The 20796-nt window shown below is 60.0% G+C and carries 19 protein-coding genes, 1 tRNA gene and 2 pseudogenes; 10 read left to right on the top strand and 12 right to left on the bottom strand.

The genetic code is table 11. The features are described 5' to 3' along the window. The first annotated feature begins 234 nt into the window (after positions 1 to 234). From H3028_RS02895 to H3028_RS02880, 4 genes are all read left to right on the top strand, one after another. Positions 235 to 2262, top strand: coding sequence for a TonB-dependent receptor (locus H3028_RS02895; RefSeq protein ID WP_181295572.1), 2028 nt, complete (start codon positions 235 to 237; stop codon positions 2260 to 2262). A 262-nt stretch (positions 2263 to 2524) separates the two neighbouring features. Then, entirely contained in the window at positions 2525 to 2695 is a 171-nt protein-coding gene (locus tag H3028_RS02890) for a hypothetical protein (protein ID WP_181295570.1), read from the top strand. Between the two features lie 307 nt (positions 2696 to 3002). Continuing rightward, positions 3003 to 4439, top strand: a complete 1437-nt coding sequence (locus tag H3028_RS02885; protein ID WP_181295569.1) for an alpha/beta hydrolase — start codon at positions 3003 to 3005, stop codon at positions 4437 to 4439. A gap of 238 nt (positions 4440 to 4677) precedes the next feature. Then, a complete protein-coding gene (locus tag H3028_RS02880; protein WP_181295567.1) occupies positions 4678 to 4938 on the top strand; it encodes a hypothetical protein in 261 nt (86 codons plus the stop codon). A gap of 67 nt (positions 4939 to 5005) precedes the next feature. Here the strand turns inward: H3028_RS02880 and H3028_RS02875 are convergent. From H3028_RS02875 to metG, 4 genes are all read right to left on the bottom strand, one after another. Further along, positions 5006 to 5079: transfer RNA gene (locus H3028_RS02875), tRNA-Gly, on the bottom strand. Positions 5080 to 5148: 69 nt separating this feature from the next. Next, positions 5149 to 5841: a pseudouridine synthase gene (locus H3028_RS02870; protein ID WP_181295565.1), complete on the bottom strand. Its 693-nt coding sequence runs from the start codon at positions 5839 to 5841 to the stop codon at positions 5149 to 5151. After that, positions 5841 to 6050, bottom strand: coding sequence for a cysteine-rich CWC family protein (locus tag H3028_RS02865; protein ID WP_181295564.1), 210 nt, complete (start codon positions 6048 to 6050; stop codon positions 5841 to 5843). Before H3028_RS02865 ends, H3028_RS02870 begins: the two co-directional genes overlap by 1 nt. Positions 6051 to 6144: 94 nt before the next feature. After that, positions 6145 to 8202, bottom strand: coding sequence for a methionine--tRNA ligase (gene metG / locus H3028_RS02860; RefSeq protein WP_181295563.1), 2058 nt, complete (start codon positions 8200 to 8202; stop codon positions 6145 to 6147). 192 nt (positions 8203 to 8394) lie between these two features. Here metG and apbC point away from each other — a divergent pair, with 192 nt between their 5' ends. Beyond that, positions 8395 to 9489, top strand: coding sequence for an iron-sulfur cluster carrier protein ApbC (gene apbC / locus H3028_RS02855; RefSeq protein ID WP_181295561.1), 1095 nt, complete (start codon positions 8395 to 8397; stop codon positions 9487 to 9489). Between the two features lie 123 nt (positions 9490 to 9612). On the opposite strand, the gene H3028_RS02850 is transcribed toward apbC, so the two are convergent. After that, positions 9613 to 9822: a cold-shock protein gene (locus tag H3028_RS02850; RefSeq protein WP_003282211.1), complete on the bottom strand. Its 210-nt coding sequence runs from the start codon at positions 9820 to 9822 to the stop codon at positions 9613 to 9615. A 322-nt stretch (positions 9823 to 10144) separates the two neighbouring features. Between H3028_RS02850 and dcd the strand changes: the two genes are divergently transcribed. Then, positions 10145 to 10711 (top strand): dCTP deaminase, encoded by a 567-nt coding sequence (dcd, locus tag H3028_RS02845; RefSeq protein ID WP_045161043.1) that lies wholly within the window; start codon positions 10145 to 10147, stop codon positions 10709 to 10711. Between the two features lie 97 nt (positions 10712 to 10808). Here dcd and H3028_RS02840 read toward each other — a convergent pair whose 3' ends face one another. The 3 genes from H3028_RS02840 to H3028_RS02830 all read right to left on the bottom strand — a co-directional run bounded on the left by H3028_RS02840 (position 10809) and on the right by H3028_RS02830 (position 13218). Continuing rightward, a complete protein-coding gene (locus H3028_RS02840; RefSeq protein WP_181295559.1) occupies positions 10809 to 11492 on the bottom strand; it encodes an SDR family oxidoreductase in 684 nt (227 codons plus the stop codon). A 179-nt stretch (positions 11493 to 11671) separates the two neighbouring features. Next, complete coding sequence (locus H3028_RS02835) at positions 11672 to 12253, bottom strand: superoxide dismutase (RefSeq protein ID WP_181295557.1); 582 nt, start codon at positions 12251 to 12253, stop codon at positions 11672 to 11674. A 362-nt stretch (positions 12254 to 12615) separates the two neighbouring features. Continuing rightward, positions 12616 to 13218, bottom strand: a complete 603-nt coding sequence (locus tag H3028_RS02830; RefSeq protein ID WP_181295555.1) for a LysE/ArgO family amino acid transporter — start codon at positions 13216 to 13218, stop codon at positions 12616 to 12618. A 97-nt stretch (positions 13219 to 13315) separates the two neighbouring features. Between H3028_RS02830 and H3028_RS02825 the strand changes: the two genes are divergently transcribed. From H3028_RS02825 to H3028_RS02815, 3 genes are all read left to right on the top strand, one after another. Further along, positions 13316 to 14203, top strand: coding sequence for a LysR family transcriptional regulator ArgP (locus H3028_RS02825; protein ID WP_181295553.1), 888 nt, complete (start codon positions 13316 to 13318; stop codon positions 14201 to 14203). Between the two features lie 326 nt (positions 14204 to 14529). Then, the gene (locus H3028_RS02820) at positions 14530 to 15432 is read left to right on the top strand and encodes an ATPase (protein WP_181295551.1); all 903 of its coding nucleotides are present in this window, start codon (positions 14530 to 14532) and stop codon (positions 15430 to 15432) included. Between the two features lie 434 nt (positions 15433 to 15866). Next, positions 15867 to 17045 (top strand): diguanylate cyclase, encoded by a 1179-nt coding sequence (locus H3028_RS02815; protein WP_181295550.1) that lies wholly within the window; start codon positions 15867 to 15869, stop codon positions 17043 to 17045. A gap of 82 nt (positions 17046 to 17127) precedes the next feature. Here H3028_RS02815 and H3028_RS02810 read toward each other — a convergent pair. The 4 genes and pseudogenes from H3028_RS02810 to H3028_RS02795 form a co-directional block, all read right to left on the bottom strand. After that, positions 17128 to 18091: pseudogene (locus tag H3028_RS02810) on the bottom strand (NAD(P)-binding domain-containing protein); the annotation flags it as partial. 141 nt (positions 18092 to 18232) lie between these two features. Beyond that, the gene (pncB, locus tag H3028_RS02805; protein WP_181295548.1) at positions 18233 to 19435 is read right to left on the bottom strand and encodes a nicotinate phosphoribosyltransferase; all 1203 of its coding nucleotides are present in this window, start codon (positions 19433 to 19435) and stop codon (positions 18233 to 18235) included. A 30-nt stretch (positions 19436 to 19465) separates the two neighbouring features. After that, positions 19466 to 19645 (bottom strand): hypothetical protein, encoded by a 180-nt coding sequence (locus tag H3028_RS02800; RefSeq protein WP_181295546.1) that lies wholly within the window; start codon positions 19643 to 19645, stop codon positions 19466 to 19468. 204 nt (positions 19646 to 19849) lie between these two features. Then, positions 19850 to 20008 (bottom strand): annotated as a pseudogene (locus H3028_RS02795) (general stress protein); the annotation flags it as partial. A 563-nt stretch (positions 20009 to 20571) separates the two neighbouring features. Between H3028_RS02795 and H3028_RS02785 the strand changes: the two are divergent. Beyond that, complete coding sequence (locus H3028_RS02785) at positions 20572 to 20796, top strand: DUF2188 domain-containing protein (protein WP_181295544.1); 225 nt, start codon at positions 20572 to 20574, stop codon at positions 20794 to 20796.

Below are 20796 nucleotides of genomic sequence, written 5' to 3'. Positions count from 1 at the left end.
TCCCGGTCCTCGTGCTCCCGCTCTGTCTGATCCGCCTCTCCGAAGCAATGTCTGAGCGCGCCAGGGGTTGAACCGCTGAAACGAGCAGCACTTTATAGAAAGCAAAGAATCGTTTAATCGTTACGATATAACATGATAGATTCTCCGCCCGCTGAACAAGCCTGCTTGGGAAGGTTGTTGCGCCGCTACTGTCCGGCTGCCTTGGAAGGCATCCGCCACTTTCTGGAGAGTCATATGAACCCGAAACATCACCCGCTGGCCTGGGCGATCAGCCTGGCCCTTGTTCCGACTGCCTGGGCTGCCGATCCGGTCGAACTTGATCCCGTCGTGGTCAGTGCCAGCGGCCTGGCCAAACAGAGCCATGAGATGACCACGCCAGTGGCGGTCATGGAGGGTGATGAGTTGGTGCTGCGGCGTGAGGCGACCCTGGGCGAAACCCTGGAAAGCCTGCCGGGCGTTCGCTCCAGCAGCTTTGGTGCCGGTGCGGCACGCCCGGTTATCCGTGGATTGGATGGTGCGCGTGTAAAAGTACTGAGCGATGGCATCGAACTGCTCGACGCCTCGACCATCAGCCCGGACCACGCGGTGACCAGCGAACCGCTGCTGGCCGAGCGCATCGAAGTGCTAAAGGGGCCGGCCACATTGCTCTACGGCGGCGGTGCCATCGGTGGTGTAGTCAACGTCATCGACAAGAAGGTGCCCACCTATGTCCCGGCAAAGGGCTATGAGGGCGAGCTGGAGCTTCGCGCCAACAGCGCGGCGAACGAAGGCGCCGGCGTGTTCGGCATCACCGCCGGCAGCGGCAATTTCGCCGTACGAGCCGAGGGCACCAAGCGTCAGGCCGACGAATACGAAATACCGGGTTCGCAGGACAAGCAGACGGGGTCGTACAACGACACCGACAGCTTCAGCCTGGGTGCCAGCTTCATCGGCGAGCGTGGCTACATCGGGATGGCTTATGGCGAGCAGAACAACCGCTACGGGCTGCTCGGTCATGAGCATGCCGAGTGTCATATCGACGGCACGGAATGGCACTGCGGTGACCACGACGAGGACGAGGAGGGCGATGACCATGATGGCCACGAGGACGAAAACGGCAGCGTGCCCTACGTCGACATGCGGCAGAAACGCTGGGATCTGCGCGGCGAGCTGAGCGACCCGCTGGCCGGCTTCGAGCTGGCGCGCCTGCGTGTCGGTCACAGCGACTATCAGCATGAGGAAATCGAGGGCGGGGAAGTGGGCACACGCTTCAACAATGACGCCACCGATGCGCGATTGGAGCTCACCCATCTGCCGCTGTTCGGCTGGCGCGGCGTTATCGGCGCGCAAACGTTGCGTCGTGATTTCGAAGCCCTGGGAGAGGAGGCCTATGTGCCGCCGACCCTGACCCGCAACCACGGGCTGTTCTTGCTGGAGGAATACACGGCTGGGGCTTGGCGCTACGAACTGGGGCTGCGGCATGAGTGGCAGGATGTCGAGGCCAATGGCCAGCGCGACACCGACCATAGCGGTACGTCGGTTTCGGCGGGTGCGGTCTGGACCTTCGCTCCGGAATACTCGCTGGGCTTCTCGCTGTCGCGCTCGCAACGGCTGCCCACAGCCGAAGAGCTTTACGCCAATGGCCCGCACGCGGCGACTCGTACCGTCGAGCTGGGTAATGTCGATCTCGAAGAGGAAACCTCGCACAACGCCGAAGTCACCCTCCGCAAGTTTGCCGGTCGTACCACCTTCAGCTTCAGCCTGTTCCGGAACGAGGTAAAAGACTTCATCTATGCCGCCGATACCGGTCATGACATCGGCGGCGGCTACCGTGAGATCGAGTACCTCCAGCGTGATGCAGTCCTTACCGGGGCCGAAGGGGAGGTGCGCTTCCAGGCCACCGATAGCACGGCGTTTACCCTGTTCGGCGACCATGTGCGGGGCAAACTGAAAGACGGCGGCGGTGATCTGCCGCGTATCCCGGCCGACCGATTGGGCGTACGTGTGGATCAGCGCTTCACCACGGTCCTGAATAGCCAACTGGAGCTTTATCGTGTGCAGCGCCAGGATGATCTCGCCAATTACGAGACCGAAACCGGCGGCTACAACATGCTCGGTGCCGGCCTCAGCTATAGCGGCTCGCTGAACCAGACCGACTATCTGCTCTATCTGAAGGGCAACAACCTGCTCGATGAAAAGGCTCGCCAGCACACGTCCTTCATCAAGGATGATGTGCTGCTGCCAGGGCGAAACCTGACGGTGGGCATGCGCCTGGCGTTCTAGTTTCAGCGGATTGTTGGACGCGACAGGTAGCGCCTGTCGCGTTCCAGCCACCCGCTGCTAAACGGCGAGGGCAGGCTGACGCACCGATCACGCTGATGTTTTTTACATCGAATGTCGACGTGCTTTGGCAGATCCCGTGGCGAATTAGCGAGCCTGATCACTTCAGTGGCGAAACTGCCTGTCGCCAAGATCACTACCAGTGGATACTGCGCAGAGGAGCCGGAGCGGCCGGCGGCCCACCGCGGAAATTCAGGAGTATTCCATGAAAGCAGTACCCGTAATGACTCGTACCTTGGCTGTCGTGCTGGCGGCCCTACTGATGACCGGATGCAGCCTGCGCTTGCCGGGTATTGGAATCGACATCGGTGACGGAGGTGGCCATCATGGCGGCAATCATTGCCCGCCAGGGCAGGCGAAGAAAGGTAACTGCTGAACCGTAGCTGTTTTCAGAGGACCGAGGAGCGTTGCCTCTCGGTCCGATTCAGCGCCTCACGCTCTGCCTAATGCCAAGGCAGCTCGTCTTCTCTTGTTTCTCTCCGGCCTCGTCAATTCCTCCACCATAAGCGCGGCGGCAGTTGGCATATTTCCGAAACGAAGCTCACCGGGTGCTCCCTGAGTATCTGTTGTATTTGACTGGTCGAAGCTTTCTGCCACGGTTAGTCGTAATGCGCGTTGTGCTTCGGCCTGGCAGTTCTGAAAAAACTCGCATCGATAGAACAACAATAATTGAGGAGACTCACATGCTTCCAAGTAAGTTGGCTTCCGCCTGCGCGCGCACCGTTACCGGCCTGATGCTGGTTGGCACCATCGGAATCGCCGCCGACGTTCACGCCCGTACGAAACCGATCAAACCGCCGTTGTCTCACAGCGAGTCGCGGGAGCAGGACTCGCGGACCTTCGTCCCGGTCGAATCACCGCTGGCGCCGCTGCCGGGTTTGCCAAGCGAACGCTGGACCGGCATTCATGAAGGCTCGTCCTACCAGATCGAAGTACCGCCGAACTGGAACGGCATGCTGGTCATGTACGCCCATGGCTACCGCGGCACCGGCGCGGAACTTACCGTTGGTCCGCCCTCTATCCGCCCATGGCTGTTGCAAGAGGGCTACGCTTGGGCAGCCTCCAGCTACAGCAAGAATTACTACGATGTACGTGCCGGGGTCGAAGATACCAACGCCTTGGCGCTCGCTTTCAGCAGCCTGACCGGCAAATCGCAGCCGACCAAGACCTACATCACCGGCCATTCCATGGGTGGGCACGTGGCGGCGGCGGCGGTGGAAGCGGAAGCCTATGCCACCGCCAACAACCGGGTCCGCTATGACGGCTCGGTGCCGATGTGCGGTGTCACCGGGGACGTCTATGAGTTCGAATACCTAATGAACTTCACCCTGGCCGCGCAGCATCTGGCTGGCCTGGGCCCGACCACGTTCCCGGCGACCGACTTCCAGGCGAAGCTGCCGCAAATCATCGATGCCCTCTGGGATACCTACCCGACCGAACCCTCGGCGCAGGGCCGCAAACTCGAAGGTATCGTGCGTGAGCTGAGCGGCGGCGAACGTCCCATCTTCGCCGAAGGGTTTCGCACCAGCCTCCAGAGCGTCGTGCTTGGTACGGGGGGGCGAGACGGCTCGGTGGTGGGCATTCTGGCCGACTCCCTGACCGGCAACCTGTCTACCCGCTACCAGTTCGATACGCGCAAGGCGATGTCGCCGGAAGAACGTGAGTTCAACGACTCGATCATCCGGGTGATCGGCCATCCGCCAGCCAACAGCATCCGCCCGGATGGCCTGCGCTGGATTCCGGTGGTGAACGGCCAGTTCGATGTGCCGGTGGTCAGCATCCACACGTTGGGCGACCTGTACGTGCCGTTCAAGCATCAGCAGATCTACCGCCGCAATGCCGAAGCCAACGGCAACGGCGACCTGCTGGTGCAACGCGCAATCCGCGCGCCCAGCCATTGCGATTTCAGCTACCAGGAGCAGGTCGAAGCGATGGCCGCGATGCTGCAGTGGGAACAGCAGGGCATCAAGCCGGCCGGCGATGATGTTCTCAACCCACGTTTAGTCGCTGATCCGGCCTATGGCTGCGAGTTCACCCGCAACGAAGGCATCCCCACCCGCGACTTGCTGCCGGCCTGCCCGAAAGCTGATCCGGGCATAGGCCATCCAAGCTTCGGCTAGCGTTTGCTCATGAGGAACAAAAAGCCCTGCGCGTGCAGGGCTTTTTTCCGCCTGCGGCCCGCGCCTGGTTCAGGATGCCAATGCACTTCGGCTCGATCTGGATAGTCAGTCATGCGTCGCTAACGCGGCGATGTGCGATGCACCGCACTGAGATTTCTAGCAAACGGGTGGAATTCGTTGGCAGATTTCGCAAGCCGGCGGGGCTATTCTTAAGCTTTACTTACATGAAGGCCTAGATATGTCCCGTATAGCCCGAATTGGCACTTTGCTCGGTGCGGCCGCATTGACCGGCTGCGTTGCCTACGCCGATGGGCGCTACGAGCCCTATCCTCATGAGCGCCGTGAGCATGGCTACGAGGTTCCGAAGGGGCATCTGCCACCACCGGGCGAATGCCGAATCTGGTACCCCGACCGCGCCCCCGGCCAACAGCCGCCGCCCGGCGACTGCCGCGAACTGCGTCGTCATGTGCCATACGGTGCGATGCTGATCCGCGGATGATGAGCTCCGCCGCCTGACTACCAGGCCATAAACGAAAAAGCCCTGCGTCTGCAGGGCTTTTGGTATCTGGAGCGGGCGAAGGGAATCGAACCCTCGTCATGAGCTTGGGAAGCTCAGGTAATGCCATTATACGACGCCCGCTCAGGGGTGCCTTTGTACCAGAAGGCCGTGTGGAAATGAAGCGGGCTCGTTGGCTTTTCGGTGAGTGGCTCAGATCTGCGCGATTTCGGCTGGTGTCAGCGCACGGTACTGGCCCGGCGCGAGGCCGGCATCCAGCGTCAACGGGCCCATGCTTTCACGATGCAGGCTGATCACTTTGTTGTTGAAATGGCCGAACATCCGTTTGACCTGATGGTAGCGCCCCTCATGCAGGGTCAGACGGGCCTTGCATGTGTCGAGCAGCTCCAGCTCGGCGGGCAGCGTAGTGAGGCCCTCGAAGCGAAAGTAGAGCCCTTGGGCGAAGCATACGGCGCAGTCTGGGTCGATCGGGTCTTCGGTTTCGACCAGATAGGTCTTGCCCTGGCGGCTGGCGGGCTGGGTGAGGCGACGTGACCACAGGCCGTCATTAGTCAGGATCAGCAATCCGGTGGTATTGAAATCGAGCCGGCCGGCAATGTGCAGTTCTGCCTTGTGCGGTTCGCCGAGTAGGTCGATTACCGTCTGGTGCCGTGGGTCGGCCGTGGCGCTGACGCAGCCGGTTGGCTTGTGAAGCATGAAAAAGCGCGCAGATTTGCCAGTCTGTAGCGTCTCGTCGTCCAGCTCGACGCGATCGAATACGCGGACATCGTGCGTGCCGTCGCGTACCGATTGACCATTTACGCTGATCCGTCCCGATGCCAGCAAAAGACGCGCCTGCTGGTGGCTGAACTGGGGCAGATTGGCAAGAAAGCGATCGAGGCGCATCAGGGTTTTGCCGACTGCTCGCCTCGGGCGCAGCGAGAACAGAGGCAGGCTTTGCCTTTGGCTTCTGGCGGAATCTGCTCGCGGGTTTCGGGCGCGATATCGGTGTTGAAGCACCAGCAAGGCTGTTGGGCGCTCGCTGGATCGCACTGGCCGCACTGATTGGACTGGCCGCATAGCGGACAACGCGTCGGGTCGGGTGCGTCGGTCATGACTGATTCCGCTGAGAAGATTGTGCAGCGAGCGATGCGCTGCCGGCTGGCCATCAGGCATACCCGGAGATATGGCTGATGGCCGAGTCGGTCGTTACTTCACGCGCTGTCCGGGCTTGGCGCCGCTGTCCGGGCTGAGCAGGTAGATTTCGTCGCCGCCGGGGCCGGCGGCCAGCACCATACCTTCGGAGACGCCGAACTTCATCTTGCGTGCGGCCAGATTGGCGACATACAGGGTCAGGCGACCTTCCAGCTTGCTCGGGTCCGGGTAGGCACTCTTGATGCCAGAAAACACATTGCGCTTGGCGTCGCCGATGTCCAGTGTCAGGCGCAGCAGCTTGTCGGCGCCTTCAACAAACTCGCATTTTTCGATCAGGGCGATGCGCAGGTCGACCGCGGCGAAGGCGTCAAAGGCGATCTCGGCGGCCAGCGGTTCATTGACCAGTTCGCCATTGCCACCGACCGGGGTACCGGCGGGTTGAGTGGCGGCTTCGGTGGAGGCGAGGTCTTCCTTGGAGGATTCAATCATGGCTTCGATCTTGGCGGGCTCGATACGGGTCAGCAGTGGCGTAAAAGCGTTCAGCTGGTGGTTGGTCAGCAGGGTCTGGTGGTCATTCCAGGTCAACGGATCGACACTTAGGAAGCGCTCGGCGTCGGCGGCCAGGTTCGGCAGCACCGGCTTGAGAAAGATCACCAGCTGACGGAACAGATTGATGCCGGTCGCGCAGATGGCCTGGACTTCATCATGCATGCCTTCCTGTTTGTTCAGTGCCCAGGGCGCCTTGTCGGCGATCCAGGCGTTCGCGCGGTCGGCCAGGGCCATGATTTCGCGCATGGCACGTGCGAAGTCGCGGTTCTCGTAGGCGTCGGCAATGGACGGGGCGGCTGCCTGGAAGGCGTCCGTCAGTTCCGGCGCAGCGTTCTGGTCGACCATCAGGCCGCCATTGCCCTTGTGAATGAAGCCGGCGCAGCGACTGGCGATGTTGACCACTTTGCCGACCAGGTCGGAGTTGACTTTCTGCACGAAGTCTTCGAGGTTCAGGTCCAGGTCGTCCACGCCGCGGCCGAGCTTGGCCGCGTAGTAGTAGCGCAGGTACTCCGGATTCAGATGTTCGAGGTAGGTGCGTGCCTTGATGAAGGTGCCGCGCGACTTGGACATTTTCTGTCCATTCACGGTCAGGTAGCCGTGCACGTTGACCGCGGTGGGCTTGCGCAATCCCGCGCCCTCGAGCATCGCGGGCCAGAACAGGGTATGGAAGTTGATGATGTCCTTGCCGATGAAATGATACAGCTCGGCCTTGGAGTTCTTGTTCCAGAACGAATCGAAATCCAGTTCCGGGCGGCGTGCGCAGAGGTTCTTGAAGCTGGCCATGTAGCCGATCGGCGCGTCCAGCCAGACGTAGAAGTACTTGCCGGGCTCGCCTGGGATCTCGAAGCCGAAATAGGGCGCGTCGCGAGAAATATCCCACTCGTGCAGACCGCTATCGAGCCACTCGGCGATCTTGTTCGCGACCGAGTCCTGCAAAGTACCGCTGCGCGTCCACTCCTTCAGCATCGTCTCGAAGGCCGGCAGCTTGAAAAAGAAATGCTTGGAGTCACGCAGAACAGGCGTCGCTCCGGAAATCGCCGAACGTGGATCCTTCAGTTCGGTGGGCTCGTACGTGGCGCCGCACTTCTCGCAGTTGTCGCCGTACTGATCTTCGGCGCCGCACTTCGGGCAGGTGCCCTTGATAAAACGGTCGGCGAGGAACATGCCCTTTTCCGGATCGAAATACTGGGTCACGGAGCGAGTGGCGATATGTCCGGCCTCGCCCAAGCGGGCATAGATCATCTCGGACAGTTCGCGGTTTTCTTCGGAATGGGTCGAATGGAAATTGTCGAAGTTCACCAGGAAGTCGGCAAAGTCGGCGCTGTGTTCGGCCTGGACATTGGCGATCAGTTGCTCCGGCGTGATGCCTTCCTTTTCAGCGCGCAGCATGATCGCCGAGCCATGGGCGTCGTCAGCGCAGACATAGATGCACTGGTTGCCGCGCAGTTTCTGAAACCGCACCCACATGTCCGTCTGGATGTACTCGAGCATATGGCCAAGGTGGATCGAACCGTTGGCGTAGGGCAGGGCACTGGTAACGAGGATCTGGCGAGCTTCGGACATTGGAAATCTGCAGTCGGGTTTGCGAAGTAAGTCGGCAACTATAAAGGTGCGGCGCATTTTTTTCATCCGCACTGGCGCGCCTCTGGCAGGTCGAATGGCTCATGCCAGTCGTCTTGTTCGCCCTGATGGGCCAGGCGCTGCACCACGGGGTAAGATGCCCGCCTGTTTTATTTTGGTTTTTTGGGAGTTGTCATGTCCGTCACACGCGAAGCTGTGGAAGCCGTACTGCGTCAGTACACCGACCCTCATCTGAATCAGGACCCGGTTGCGGCCGGATGCCTGCGTTCGGTCGATGTTCAGGGCGATCGCGTTAATGTGAGGCTCGAACTCGGTTACGCCGCCGGACTGTTTCGCAGCGGCTGGGCGCAGATGCTGGCAATGGCGATAGAGCAACTCGAAGGCGTGACGCGCGCCGACGTGCAGATCGATTGCATTATCCAGCCGCACAAGGCTCAGGATCAGCTGGAGTCGCTGAGTAACGTTAAGAACATCATCGCGGTTGCTTCTGGCAAAGGCGGTGTAGGCAAGTCCACCACCGCCGCCAACCTGGCGCTGGCGCTGGCGCGCGAGGGCGCGCGGGTGGGTGTGCTGGATGCGGATATCTATGGGCCGAGCCAGGGCATCATGTTTGGCATCCCCGAGGGCACGCGTCCCGAGATCCGCGATGGCAAGGCTTTCATCCCGCTGGAAGCGCACGGCGTGCAGATTATGTCGATGGCGTTTCTCGCCGACGATAAGACGCCGATGGTCTGGCGCGGTCCGATGGTGTCCGGCGCCTTGCTGCAATTGATCACCCAGACGGCCTGGAACGATCTTGACTATCTGGTGGTGGACATGCCGCCGGGCACCGGCGACGTCCAGTTGACCCTGGCGCAGAAAGTGCCGGTGGTCGGCGCAGTCATCGTCACGACTCCACAGGATCTGGCGCTGCTGGATGCGAAGAAGGGCGTGGAGATGTTCCGCAAGGTGAACATTCCGGTGCTGGGCGTGGTGGAAAACATGGCCATCCACATCTGCTCGAACTGTGGGCATGCCGAGCATCTGTTTGGGGAAGGCGGGGGCGAGAAGCTGGCCGCCCAATACAACGTCGAGTTGCTGGCGTCGCTGCCGCTGTCCATGGCCATCCGGACCCAGGCCGATGCAGGCAAGCCGACGGCGATTGCCGACCCGGAAAGCCAGATCGCCATGATCTATCAGCAGATGGCGCGCGCAGTGGGTGCGCGGATATCCCAGAGCGGTCAGATTATTGCGCAGTCGATGCCGAACATTATGGTATCCGACGACTAAAAGGCGATAAGCGGGCAGCGGCTAGCGCTGCCCGTAGCTCGACGGCTCGACGGCTCGGCGTTCAGCAAATTGCAGGCATAAAAAAGCCCCGCCGAAGCGGGGCTTTTTCAGAGAAGCTTCAGGTTAGATAACCTGAACTTCCTCAGCTTGCATGCCCTTCTGGCCGCGAGTAGCGACGAAGGAAACCTGCTGGCCTTCTTTCAGGCTCTTGAAACCGTCGCCTTGGATGGCGCGGAAGTGTACGAAAAGGTCGTCACCGGATTGCGGAGTGATGAAGCCGAAGCCTTTCTCATCGTTGAACCACTTAACGGTACCGGTTTGGCGATTGGACATTTGAAATGTCTCCTTGAACAAGGTGTAGAGATGATTTGAACGGGCAAATACCCCGAACGGTGACTGTGTGCAAGGAGTTAAAGGAGTCGTAGCAATGATCGGATCGAAATCTAAACATGTAGCGATTCACGGTGACACATGCAGCAGCAGCCAATGAAAGATACCGCATTTCCGCAGCAATGCGAGCATTATTTTCAGTTTCTTCCCCGCGCCGGACGGACGCGGCGCGCGGTCCCAGGCGACGGCCTTTGAACCGGCCTCGTGGGCTCGGTAAGATGCACGCCTTTCTTTGACAGTTACCAGCCAAATCAGGACGCCCGCCATGAGCATCAAATCGGACAAGTGGATTCGCCGGATGGCCCAGGAGCACGGCATGATCGAGCCCTATGTCGAGCGCCAGATGCGCGGCGAGGGCAGCGAGCGCCTGATTTCCTATGGCGTCTCCAGCTACGGCTACGACGTGCGCTGCGCCGACGAATTCAAGATTTTCACAAACATCAATTCGGCAATTGTCGACCCGAAGAACTTCGACGAGAAGAGCTTCGTCGACATCAAGAGCGACGTCTGCATCATCCCGCCGAACTCCTTCGCACTGGCTCGCACGGTCGAGTATTTCCGCATCCCACGCAACGTGCTGACCATCTGCCTGGGTAAAAGCACCTACGCGCGCTGCGGCATCATCGTCAACGTGACGCCGCTCGAGCCGGAGTGGGAAGGGCATGTGACGCTAGAGTTCTCCAACACCACGACGCTACCGGCGAAGATCTACGCCAACGAAGGTGTGGCGCAGATGTTGTTTCTGGAGTCGGACGAAGAGTGCGAGACGTCCTACCGGGATCGCGGCGGCAAATACCAGGGGCAGCGCGGCGTGACGTTGCCCAAGGCGTAAAGCCTTTCGGGAACGCTTGGCTGGCTATCGAAGCGGGTGGTGGCTGGGCTGCCACCCGCATTGTGTTTTGAAAGGGGCCTGCTCGCCACCCTGCATATCACCAGGGTAGTGTTTTGCCCTGATAGTCGATGAAACGATGGCCGCCCTGGCCAGCCGCGCGGGTGACCTGCTCGACCATCCCGCGGCAACTGGTTTCGATATCCAATGGTGCTTCCGCGCCGCCCATGTCTGTCTTGACCCATCCAGGATGCATCGAGAGCACGGTCAGGTCTGTCGCTTCCCCAAGGCCGGCGACGAAGGTGCGGGTCAGGTGGTTGAGTGCCGCCTTGCTCGCACCGTAGAGTGGCATGCCCATTCCGGGGCCGGTTTCGACGCTGCCCATGATAGAGCTCATAAAAGTGATAACGCCGGCGCGCGGATCGACCAGGGGCAGCATGCGCCTGGCCAGTCGCACCGGCGCGACTGCGTTGGTCACGAACAACTGGCTGACCTCCTCGTGACTGGCCGTTTCGGCCGAGAGCGCGCAAGTGCCGGAGGTACCTGCATTAATGTAGAGCACGTCGAGCGTGGTCCCGGATATCTGCCGGGCAAGAGCGTCGACACCCTCGGCATCGTCTATATCAAGCGGCTCGATGCGGATATTGGCGATGGCCTTCAATTCATCCGCACGCTGAGGATCACGGGCGGTTGCGATCACCTGCCATCCTTCGTTGGCGAATCGCTTGGCCAGACCCAAGCCAAGGCCACGTGATGCGCCGATGATCAGAACTGCTTTGGACATAGGAAAAGCTCCGAGAGGGCGGCGTGGCAAGCATACCCGGCGCTGCCCCGGTGTTTGCCTGCCTGGCCTGGCCGCGAGTGTTGTACCGCTGAAACAAAAATGCCCGCATCATCAAATGCGGGCATTTCGGTTGCTGCGTCATGGGATAAGACGAGCCATCCCATGGCGCAGCCAGTAACTTAGCCGGCGAAGTTCTTCGCGACGAAGTCCCAGTTGACGATGTTCCAGAACGCTTCGACGAACTTCGGACGCGCATTGCGGTAGTCGATGTAGTAGGCATGCTCCCAGACGTCGCAGGTCAGCAGCGGCTTGTCGCCAGCGGTCATCGGGTTGCCGGCACCGATGGTGCTCGCCAGGCCGACGCTACCGTCGGACTTCTTCACCAGCCAGGCCCAGCCGGAGCCGAAGGTGCCGATGGCCGTCTTAGTGAACTCTTCCTTGAACTTGTCGAAGGAACCGAAGGCGGCGTTGATGGCATCAGCCAGGGCGCCGGTCGGCTGGCCACCAGCGTTCGGTGCCATGCAATTCCAGAAGAAGGTGTGGTTCCAGACCTGAGCGGCATTGTTGAAAATGCCACCGGATGAGGACTTGATGATGGTTTCCAAATCCTTGCCTTCGAACTCAGTGCCGGGGATCAGGTTGTTCAGGTTGGTCACGTAAGCCTGGTGGTGCTTGCCGTGGTGGTATTCAAAAGTCTCGGCGGAAATGTGCGGCTCGAGGGCGTTCTTTTCAAACGGAAGCGGCGGCAATTCGAAAGCCATGGTGTATCTCCTGCTCAGGTGTCGAGAATAGATGCGGCTCGGAAGGAGGCAGTCTGCGCTGGTGTCCAGCGCCTCGCGGAACGGAGAAAACTACTGCACTGATGCTCGTCCGTTTACGCCTGTCTTTCCCTTCGCTCGCTACATGCGTGCGCATTCTTGCGGCCGTTCACGGGTGGCCGTTGTGGCGGGCTGAAGCGTTCCGCTCCATGCCCGCGAATCAAGGATCATAGCACCCAGCCTGCGGCAAAACCACGCGCCAACTGTGTGGGAAAGCCGAAGCCAGAGCCCCGCGGCCGAGGCCTGCGCAGGGCTTGTGGTGCTTAAGACCCTCTGCGTGGACCTCCGATTAGCGCGGGCGTTCCTCAGGCAACGAAAACCAGCTGTGCGGCGACGGCGAACATCATTCCCGCCACGCCCAAGTCAATCAGGCGCCAGGTCAGTGGCCGTGCGAGCCAGGGGGCCAGCCAGGCGCCGCCAAGCGCAAGGATCAAAAACCACAGCGTTGATGCGCTCGCCGCGCCTAGGGTGTAGGCGCCGGGCTCTGGCTGTTGAGCGCCGAGCGAACCAATCAGCAATACCGTGTCGAGATAGACGTGTGGGTTGAGTAAAGTCACCGCCAACGCGGCGAGCAGGACGCTCTTTAACGAGCGTTGTCCGCGCTGGGCACCTTCGAATAGGGCTTGTGGACGTGACGCACGACGCAAGGCGATGACACCGTAGGACAGCAAGAACAGCACACCTCCCCAGCGTGTGATCTGAAGCAACAGCGGGTTTTCCGCCAGTACCGCGGCGAGGCCAAAGACCCCCACGCTGACCAGCACGACGTCGCAAAAGATGCAGAGGGCGGCGACCGGCAGGTGATGCTCGCGGCGCAAACTCTGCGCCAGGACAAAGGCATTCTGCGCACCGATGGCGATGATCAGGCCTGCCGCGACCAGCAGCCCATTGAAATAGCTCTGCCACATAGTGCTCTGCCTCTGCTGCATTGAGGATGGCTCGCAGTTTCGGTGGTCCCGGCGTATAAGGAAAACGAAATATTGTAATGCCACATAAGGAAAACTGATGTTCGATTACAAGTTGCTGGCCGCTCTGACGGCTGTGGTCGAGCAGGCTGGGTTCGATCGGGCTGCGCAGGCCCTGGGGCTGTCGCAATCGGCGGTATCTCAGCGCATCAAGCTGCTGGAGTCGCGACTCGGGCAGCCGGTACTGCTGCGTGCCACACCGCCTCAGCCGACTGAAGTCGGGCGGCGCCTGCTTAACCACGTGCAGCAGGTGCGTCTGTTGGAGCGGGATCTGCAAGGTCAAGTGCCGGAGCTGAGCGAAGGGCGGCTGCCCGAGCGGTTGCGTATTGCCCTTAACGCCGACAGCCTTTCGACCTGGTGGGCCGAAGCGGTGGCTCCGTTCTGCACGGCAAATGGCGTCGTGCTCGATCACGTGCTGGAGGATCAGGACGTAGGACTCAAGCGTATGCGAGCGGGGGAGGTGGCCGCGTGCGTATGTGCCGTGGAACGGCCGCTGGCGGGTGCGCGCAGTCAGTTTCTCGGAGCCATGCGTTATCGCGCCCTGGCCAGCCCATCGTTCATTGCGAGGTATCTGAATGATGGTCGGCCGGCGGAAGCGTTATTGCGCGCGCCGGCAATTGTGTTTGGTCCGGATGATCAATTGCAGCATCGCTATCTGGCCTCGTTGGGCCTGAGCGGCGCCTTCAGTCATCATCTGTGCCCATCATCGGAGGGTTTTGTCCGGTTGCTGCAAAGCGATCTCGGTTGGGGACTGGTGCCTGAGCTGCAAGTGCGTGCGGAGATTTCTAGCGGGGCGTTGATCGATGTGCATCGCGGCAATCCGATCGATGTACCACTCTATTGGCATCATTGGCGCAATGGCGGCGAGCTACTTGCCGAGCTCACTCAACAGCTGACAAGCTCGGTGAGGCAGTGGCTGATCAATTAACGGTTCAGGTCACGGCGCGCTGGCGGCGATAGATCCGCGCCGATGGGCCATGCCGTCCACGGCGATCAGGGGCAGCGGCGGCTTCGTCACCAGGACGGATGGAGGCATATCACGGTAAGTGGCCGACTGCTTGCCGAGGTCGCGAATCGTTTCATCACCTGAGTAAAGGCACGCCGTCAGCATCGCCTGGACTGCACGATCTTGAGCCGCTGCGGCGCCAAACGCTTGCTGAAGGTGCGACTCATGCCTGTCGATGCCGCTGATGTGGCCCTGCTGAATCGTTATACTGCGCGCTGTTTCTCGCTTCGCGCCATCAAAGGTACCCCATGCGCAACGATGCTCACGACGAACTGGACAACGTACCCAGTCTGACCGCCGGTCGCGACCGCGACCCCTATCCTGCGCCGGAGCTCGAGCCAATCAGCAAGCCGGTCAGCCACAGCCCGGACGATGCAAGGCCGCGGCAGAAGCGACGTGCCGTCAGCACCGCGCCGCTGTGGATCATGATCGTGGCGCTGTTCGGCCTGTTGGCGGCACTGGGCTGGTGGAGCACGCAACAGGTCTCCAGGCTCGAGGCGCAGCTAGTGGCCACCCAGGAAAGCTTTGCGCGCATTAGCGAGGACGCTACCGGCCGACTGCAGGACATTTCAGGGAAGATCGTGGCGACCGAATCCAGCGTCACCACCGAAGGCGAAGCCTTGAAGCTGCGTATCAAACAGCTGGAAAAGCAGGTGCTGGATCTGGCGGAGCAGCAGCGGGCAATCACTACTCAGCAGCAGAGCCTGACCGGCAGGCAGGGCAATCAGGATAAGCGCCTGGACGATCAGGGCGCTCGTGTCGAGAGCATGGCCACCGAGCTGCAGGGCCATCAAAACACTGCCGCAACGCTCGCAGAGACGGTCAAGAAGGTTGCCGGTGAACAGGCTACGCTCGAATCATCGGTGGCTGGTCTAAAGGGATCGGTGGATGAGCTGGGCAAGCTGTCTGCCCGGATCGATGGGTTGAACAAGGATATCGCCGCGCTGAAGCAGCGAGGCGACAGTAGCCAGGCGATCAGCCGGCTCGAACAGGATGTGTTGATCCTGCGTAGCGAACTGGATAACCGGCCCGCCGCCACGCCTGGGGTTAACACGTCCGAGTTCGATGCCTTCCGCGCGCAGATGACTCGCAACATCGGCACGTTGCAATCGCAAATTGCCAATCTGCAGGAGCAGATTGACCGTCGCTGAGCGGGCTTCGTCTACCCCACGGAGTGGGAAAGCCGCTACATATAAGGTGTAGCGGCTAATTTCGATTCGCCGAGCGCGATTCACTCAGGTCGACAAGTTCGCTATCTCTCCAGCCAAGCGGTTGATCGCTCCTGCGTCGGTCCTCTTCGCCCCGCGATCGAACGTAGGTATTGCGCAGACGCTGTATGCGCTATGTGCGGCAGATCGCGACATGGAAGAAATATTCGCGCGAGGCTATGGATTAGCCGATTGCCGCCGCTAACGGAGTATCTCGACTCGCTATTCCGGCCGCCTTGAACAATCCGGGTCATTGGTTGGCGAGGCTGTGCTGCAGCGAAAGCACTTTTGGCAGGTGCCTGATGCGGAATACCAAATGCTGCTATCGGGCCGCACGCGCCCTGCCAGGGCCAAACGTTCTTTTGGGTTCAAGCAAAATGCCGTCAGTAATTGATCGTCTGCTGAATCGCCTGGCCTCCCTGCTCCCCGGTGAGTTCGACCGGAACGACTTGAAGCAGTTGGTCGATCCACAGGGACATTCGTTTCTGTTGAGCCAATGCCGAGCGACGCTAATCCTCCGCCGGGCCCGACTGATCGCCTTGTTGTGCCTGGTGCTGATTCCGCTGTGGAGTCTCATCGACCTGATGGCTTTCACATACCCGCTATGGATCGGGCTAGCGACCTTCAGGTTGGTGGCATGCGCCGGGTTAGTCTGTCTGCTGCTGTTCTGCCGGGCCAGCGGTACGCTGTTCGATGCCTATCGAGCGATCGCTGCCCTGTTTGTCATTCCGGCGGTTTTTCATTTCGCCTCGCAAATGCTGCTCACGGCCTACCCGCACGCCGAGGTCGCCGCGGTGCTCGTCAGCGGGTACGCCGTTCTGCCGGTTGTGCTGATGGCCGGGCTTGCACTCTTTCCATTGACGTTATCGGAGAGCTTGGTGGTGGCTTTGGTCGTGCTCGTCGCGCAAGCACTCGTCGGGTACGTCAGTTGGGAAACGCTGAACTGGCCCGACTTCGTTGGCAATGCCTGGCTGCTGTTGCTTATCGCTGCGGTGGCTGCATTGGCGGGCATGAGCCAGCTCGCTTTCACCATGGCACTGGCGCGCCAGACGATCCGCGATCCGCTCACCGGGGTGTTCTCCCGCGGCAGTGGTGAGGAAATTTTGCAGTTGCAGTGGAATGTCTCCCGGCGCAACGACACGGGGTTGGCGCTAGCGTTTATCGACCTGGATCATTTCAGTTCGATTAACGATACCTGGGGACACGAGGCGGGGAACCAAGTGATGTGCGAGTGCACGCGGAACATGCTTGCCAGCCTGCGAAGCTCGGACAGTGTGCTGCGCTGGGGTGGAAATGCGTTTGTGGTGGTCATGCCTGACACCGATATGAAACAGGCTAGGCGGGCGATGGAGCGCCTGGTGCAGCGCGGCCTGGCGCTGAGGCCGGATGGTCAACCCTTAACGGCAAGCATTGGTCTGGCTGAGCGCTGCTTCGATTTCGCCGAGAGCCATCTTGGATTGCTCGAAATGGCCTGCACCCGCATGCGGAGGGCAAAGGCGGAGGGTCGCAACCGACTCAGTTTTGGTGCCGACGCCGAAGGCGAGGGTGCCGCCTGAACATTGCTCAATCGAAGCTGCGGCTGGGCGCAATGGCCGACTCAGAACAAGACAGCGCCCGGCTTCAGCCGGGCACGCTATATCAGAGGGTTTCGTTTGCCGTCAGGGCTGCGGCTCTCTGGAAATCGTTGTCCAGAAAGGCTTCCAACGAATCGTCGACGATCTCCAGCCAGGGCGCGGGCAAGGGAGGCGCCATCGTACCGGTCAGGGTCGAGGCGTAGCTCTGGTTGCGGTAACCCATGATGTCCGCCTTCTTGTGCTGCTTCCATTGTTTGAACAGCTCGCCCTGCTGCTCGACGCCAAAATCGGGATAGTCCGTCTCGTCCATTAGGTCGCGAATATAGGCGGCCTGAAAGTCGATTTCCTCGCTAGCGGTCTGCAGGGCTTCTTCGCGGCCACGCCAGTGCCGGATGTCTGCCTGCATAGCGGCAGCATCTGGGAGCGGAATGCGTCTGAGCATCACATCGCGCGCGTACCAGGCCTGTGCATCGAACAAGTTGAAAGTGAAGTACTGGTCTTGCATGCCCAGATAGATAAGGCGCGGATTGGCTTCCCAGAAAATGCCTTTGTAGATGCCCAGCGGATACAGCCGGTTGTTGGTCTGCAGGCGCAGTTCATCCGGCAGGAACGGGAAATGATGCTGATAGCCGGTACAGAGAATGATCGCGTCGATCGGCTTGCTGGTGCCATCCTGGAAATGCGCGACGTTACCTTCGAGGCGTTCATGCATCGGCACTTCATTGAAACCCGCCGGCCAATCGTAGCCCATGGGATTGGATCGATAGCTGACCGTTACTGACTTGGCGCCGTACTTGTAGCACTGCGTGCCGATATCTTCTGCCGAGTAGCTGCTCCGACCAGCAGCAGATCCTTGCCCTTGAGTTCCAGCGCATCGCGGAAATCGTGAGCATGCAGCACGCGGCCCGGAAAGCGCTCCAGGCCAGGGAAATATGGTGTGTGGGCGTGGAGAAATGGCCGGTCGCGACCACCACGAAATCGAACTCTTCGGTTTTCAGCTGACCGGCTCTGTAATCCATCACGGTGACTCGCGGCCGAACTTAGCGGTTTTTTGTTTTTCGAAACTTCTCGAATCCGCAGGCATGAAGGCGCTATGACCGCTACAGGCTCATGCGACTCCTTCGTTACATTTTGTAACGAAACCGTGGCTCGGCAGCATCTGTCAGCGCTCAGTGAGCGTTCACGCCGAACACATGCTTGAGATACGCCACGAACGCCTCGTCGCGACACATGGTCTTGCCCGGTGAGTCGGATATCTTTGCCACCGGTTGGCCGTTGCAACTGGTCATCTTGATCACCATGTTGGTCGGCTCGACGCCTGGTAAATCGCAGGTGAGCTGCGTGCCGATGCCGAAACTGGTGTTGCTGCGCCCCGCCAGGGCACGGTAGATGCCAAGTGCCTTGAGGAAATCGAGTCCATCGGAAAACACCAGCTGTCGCGTCATCGGATCAATGCCGAGGCGGCGGTAGTGAGCGATGGCTTTTTCCGCCCATTCGATGGGGTCGCCGGAATCGTGGCGAAGTCCGTCGAAAAGTTTCGCCAGATACAGATCGAAATCGGCGGTAAAGGCGTCCATGGTGATGCAATCGGTGATGGCGATACCCAGCGCGCCGCGGTATTCGCGGGCCCAGCAGTCCAATGCCGCGCTCTGGCTGTCGATCAGCCGGGGACCCAGCTGCTGGTGCGCCATGATCCATTCGTGGGCCATTGTGCCCATGGGCTTCAGGTTCAGCGTTCGGGCGAGATGGACATTGCTGGTGCCGACGAAGTTGCCCGGGAACCCCTCTTTCAGCCGCTCGACGACCAGCCGTTGTACCGCGAAGGAAAAGCGTCGGCGGGTTCCGAAGTCCGCAAGATTGAACCCCGCCAGTTCTTCATCGGTGGCTTCGTCGCGCAGCCATTGCAGTTTTTCCTCGAGGCGTGCCTCGGCTTGTTCAAGGGTCACGTCCGGGTAGCGGGCTCGATTGCGTACCTCGCTGATGATTGCCAGCAGCGGCACCTCAAAGAGGATGACGTGGAGCCAGGGGCCACGTAGATAGACCACTAGCTCTCCGGCTTCGAGCTCGACCCGCACGTAGCGCAAGTCGAAGCGAAAAAGCCCCAAGAAGCGGATGAAATCCGGCTGCATGTAGGGAATGCCATCGAGGAAGGCGAGCTCGTCCTGAGTGATGCGCAGGTCAGCTAGCGCCTCGGTCTGTCTGCGTATCTCATCGAGATAGGGCGCCAGGTTTTCCCCGGAGCGGCTGCGAAAAGCCCATTCGACCTCGGCGTTGGGGTAGTGATGCAGCACGGCTTGCATCATCGTCAGCTTGTAGTAATCAGTATCCAGCAGGCTCTGGATGATCTGGTCGGAAAAGATGCTGACGTTCATTGGCTGCTCCTGACGGCTGGAGGACTGGTATCAAGCTCCGCCGATACCTTCGATCACCTTACCGGTGCCGCCGCAGTTTTGGCATTCCCCAGTGTCCCCGCGCCCGCTGCCGTTGCATACAGGGCAGATGTTTTCGCCGGTACCGGGTGTTCCTGGAGCTGCCTCATCACCCGGGTTGATTGAGAATTTATCCTTATCGGCTTTGTTCATCTTGTTAGTCTCCAGCGGCTGTTAGGTATTGCTGGGTTTTTTATCTGTCGTTATATAAATAAGTTTCAAGCCGCCGAGCACCGGGGAGTGTCGGTTTATTGTCGCAGGAAAACTGTCTGCCGAACTTATTCATATTGCTTAAGGAGAAGAGCTAAACAAAAAGGGCAAAGGTTTTAGCCTTTGCCCTTTTTGTGCCGATACTCATCAGCTGTTGCTGTTACGCCCACCGCCGTGGCTGTTCTGACCGCCTTTACGGCCTGCTTCCGAGGCTTTTTCACGGTCATTGGCGAAGTTGCCGCCGCTGTTGTGGCCGCCTTTCTTGCCAGCTTCAGACGCCTTCTCGCGATCATTGGCAAAGTTGCCGGGATTCTTGTTTGCCATGTCTTTTTCTCCTCGATGGATAGAGACGCAATAGGGCTGAACCACAACATCAGCCTTCATAGACTAAGAGCTTGGTTACGTCTCAGGAGTTTCCGGCAGAGAACAAGCGGCAGACGAATGGTTCTCGTAACTAAAATCAGATTATGGCGTTATGGGAGCACAGCGAAACGGTAACGGCGTCATATCTTCTGCGCCCAAGTTAAGCGCGCATTATGATTCATGCGGCCAACACTAAGCTGGCGCTGAGCCGGTAGAGGCATTACATAGCCGATCTTGAGCGCGGTAGGGCCGAGGATCACAGCGTGTGGCAGGCGACCACCATACCGAGGGTCTGATGCTGGTCGAAAAGATAGGCGTCAGCGACGCCGAACGATAGCAATGCTAGACCGTTCACCATGGTTTTAGATCCTGATAGGCGGGGTCGTATAAATCCGCTCTGGTTATAAGTACCGCTTGTGTTGGCGGAGGCCGCGAGACGCTATCGAACCGCAGCGCGCGCGAGCGTTCTATAGCTTTAACTATCGATGACCAATGGAGGTTGCAGCATGGAGAACTACCACATCACGCACGACGGTGATCGTTGGGTACTGCGCGAAGAGGGGGATAAGCGGGCGCTGCTCGAAGCCACAACCAAGGAGGACATCATCAACGAGACCCGTGACTACATGAAGCTGCGTACTGCCTCGGTGAAAATTCACACCCTCGACGGCCAAATCGAAGAAGAGCGGACTTACCCGCGCGACCAGGACCCGCGCGCAACCAAGGGCTAG

The organism is Pseudomonas sp. Q2-TVG4-2, from assembly GCF_013620795.1.
Lineage (GTDB): Bacteria > Pseudomonadota > Gammaproteobacteria > Pseudomonadales > Pseudomonadaceae > Stutzerimonas.
This window is presented reverse-complemented; position numbering and strand designations above follow the sequence as displayed.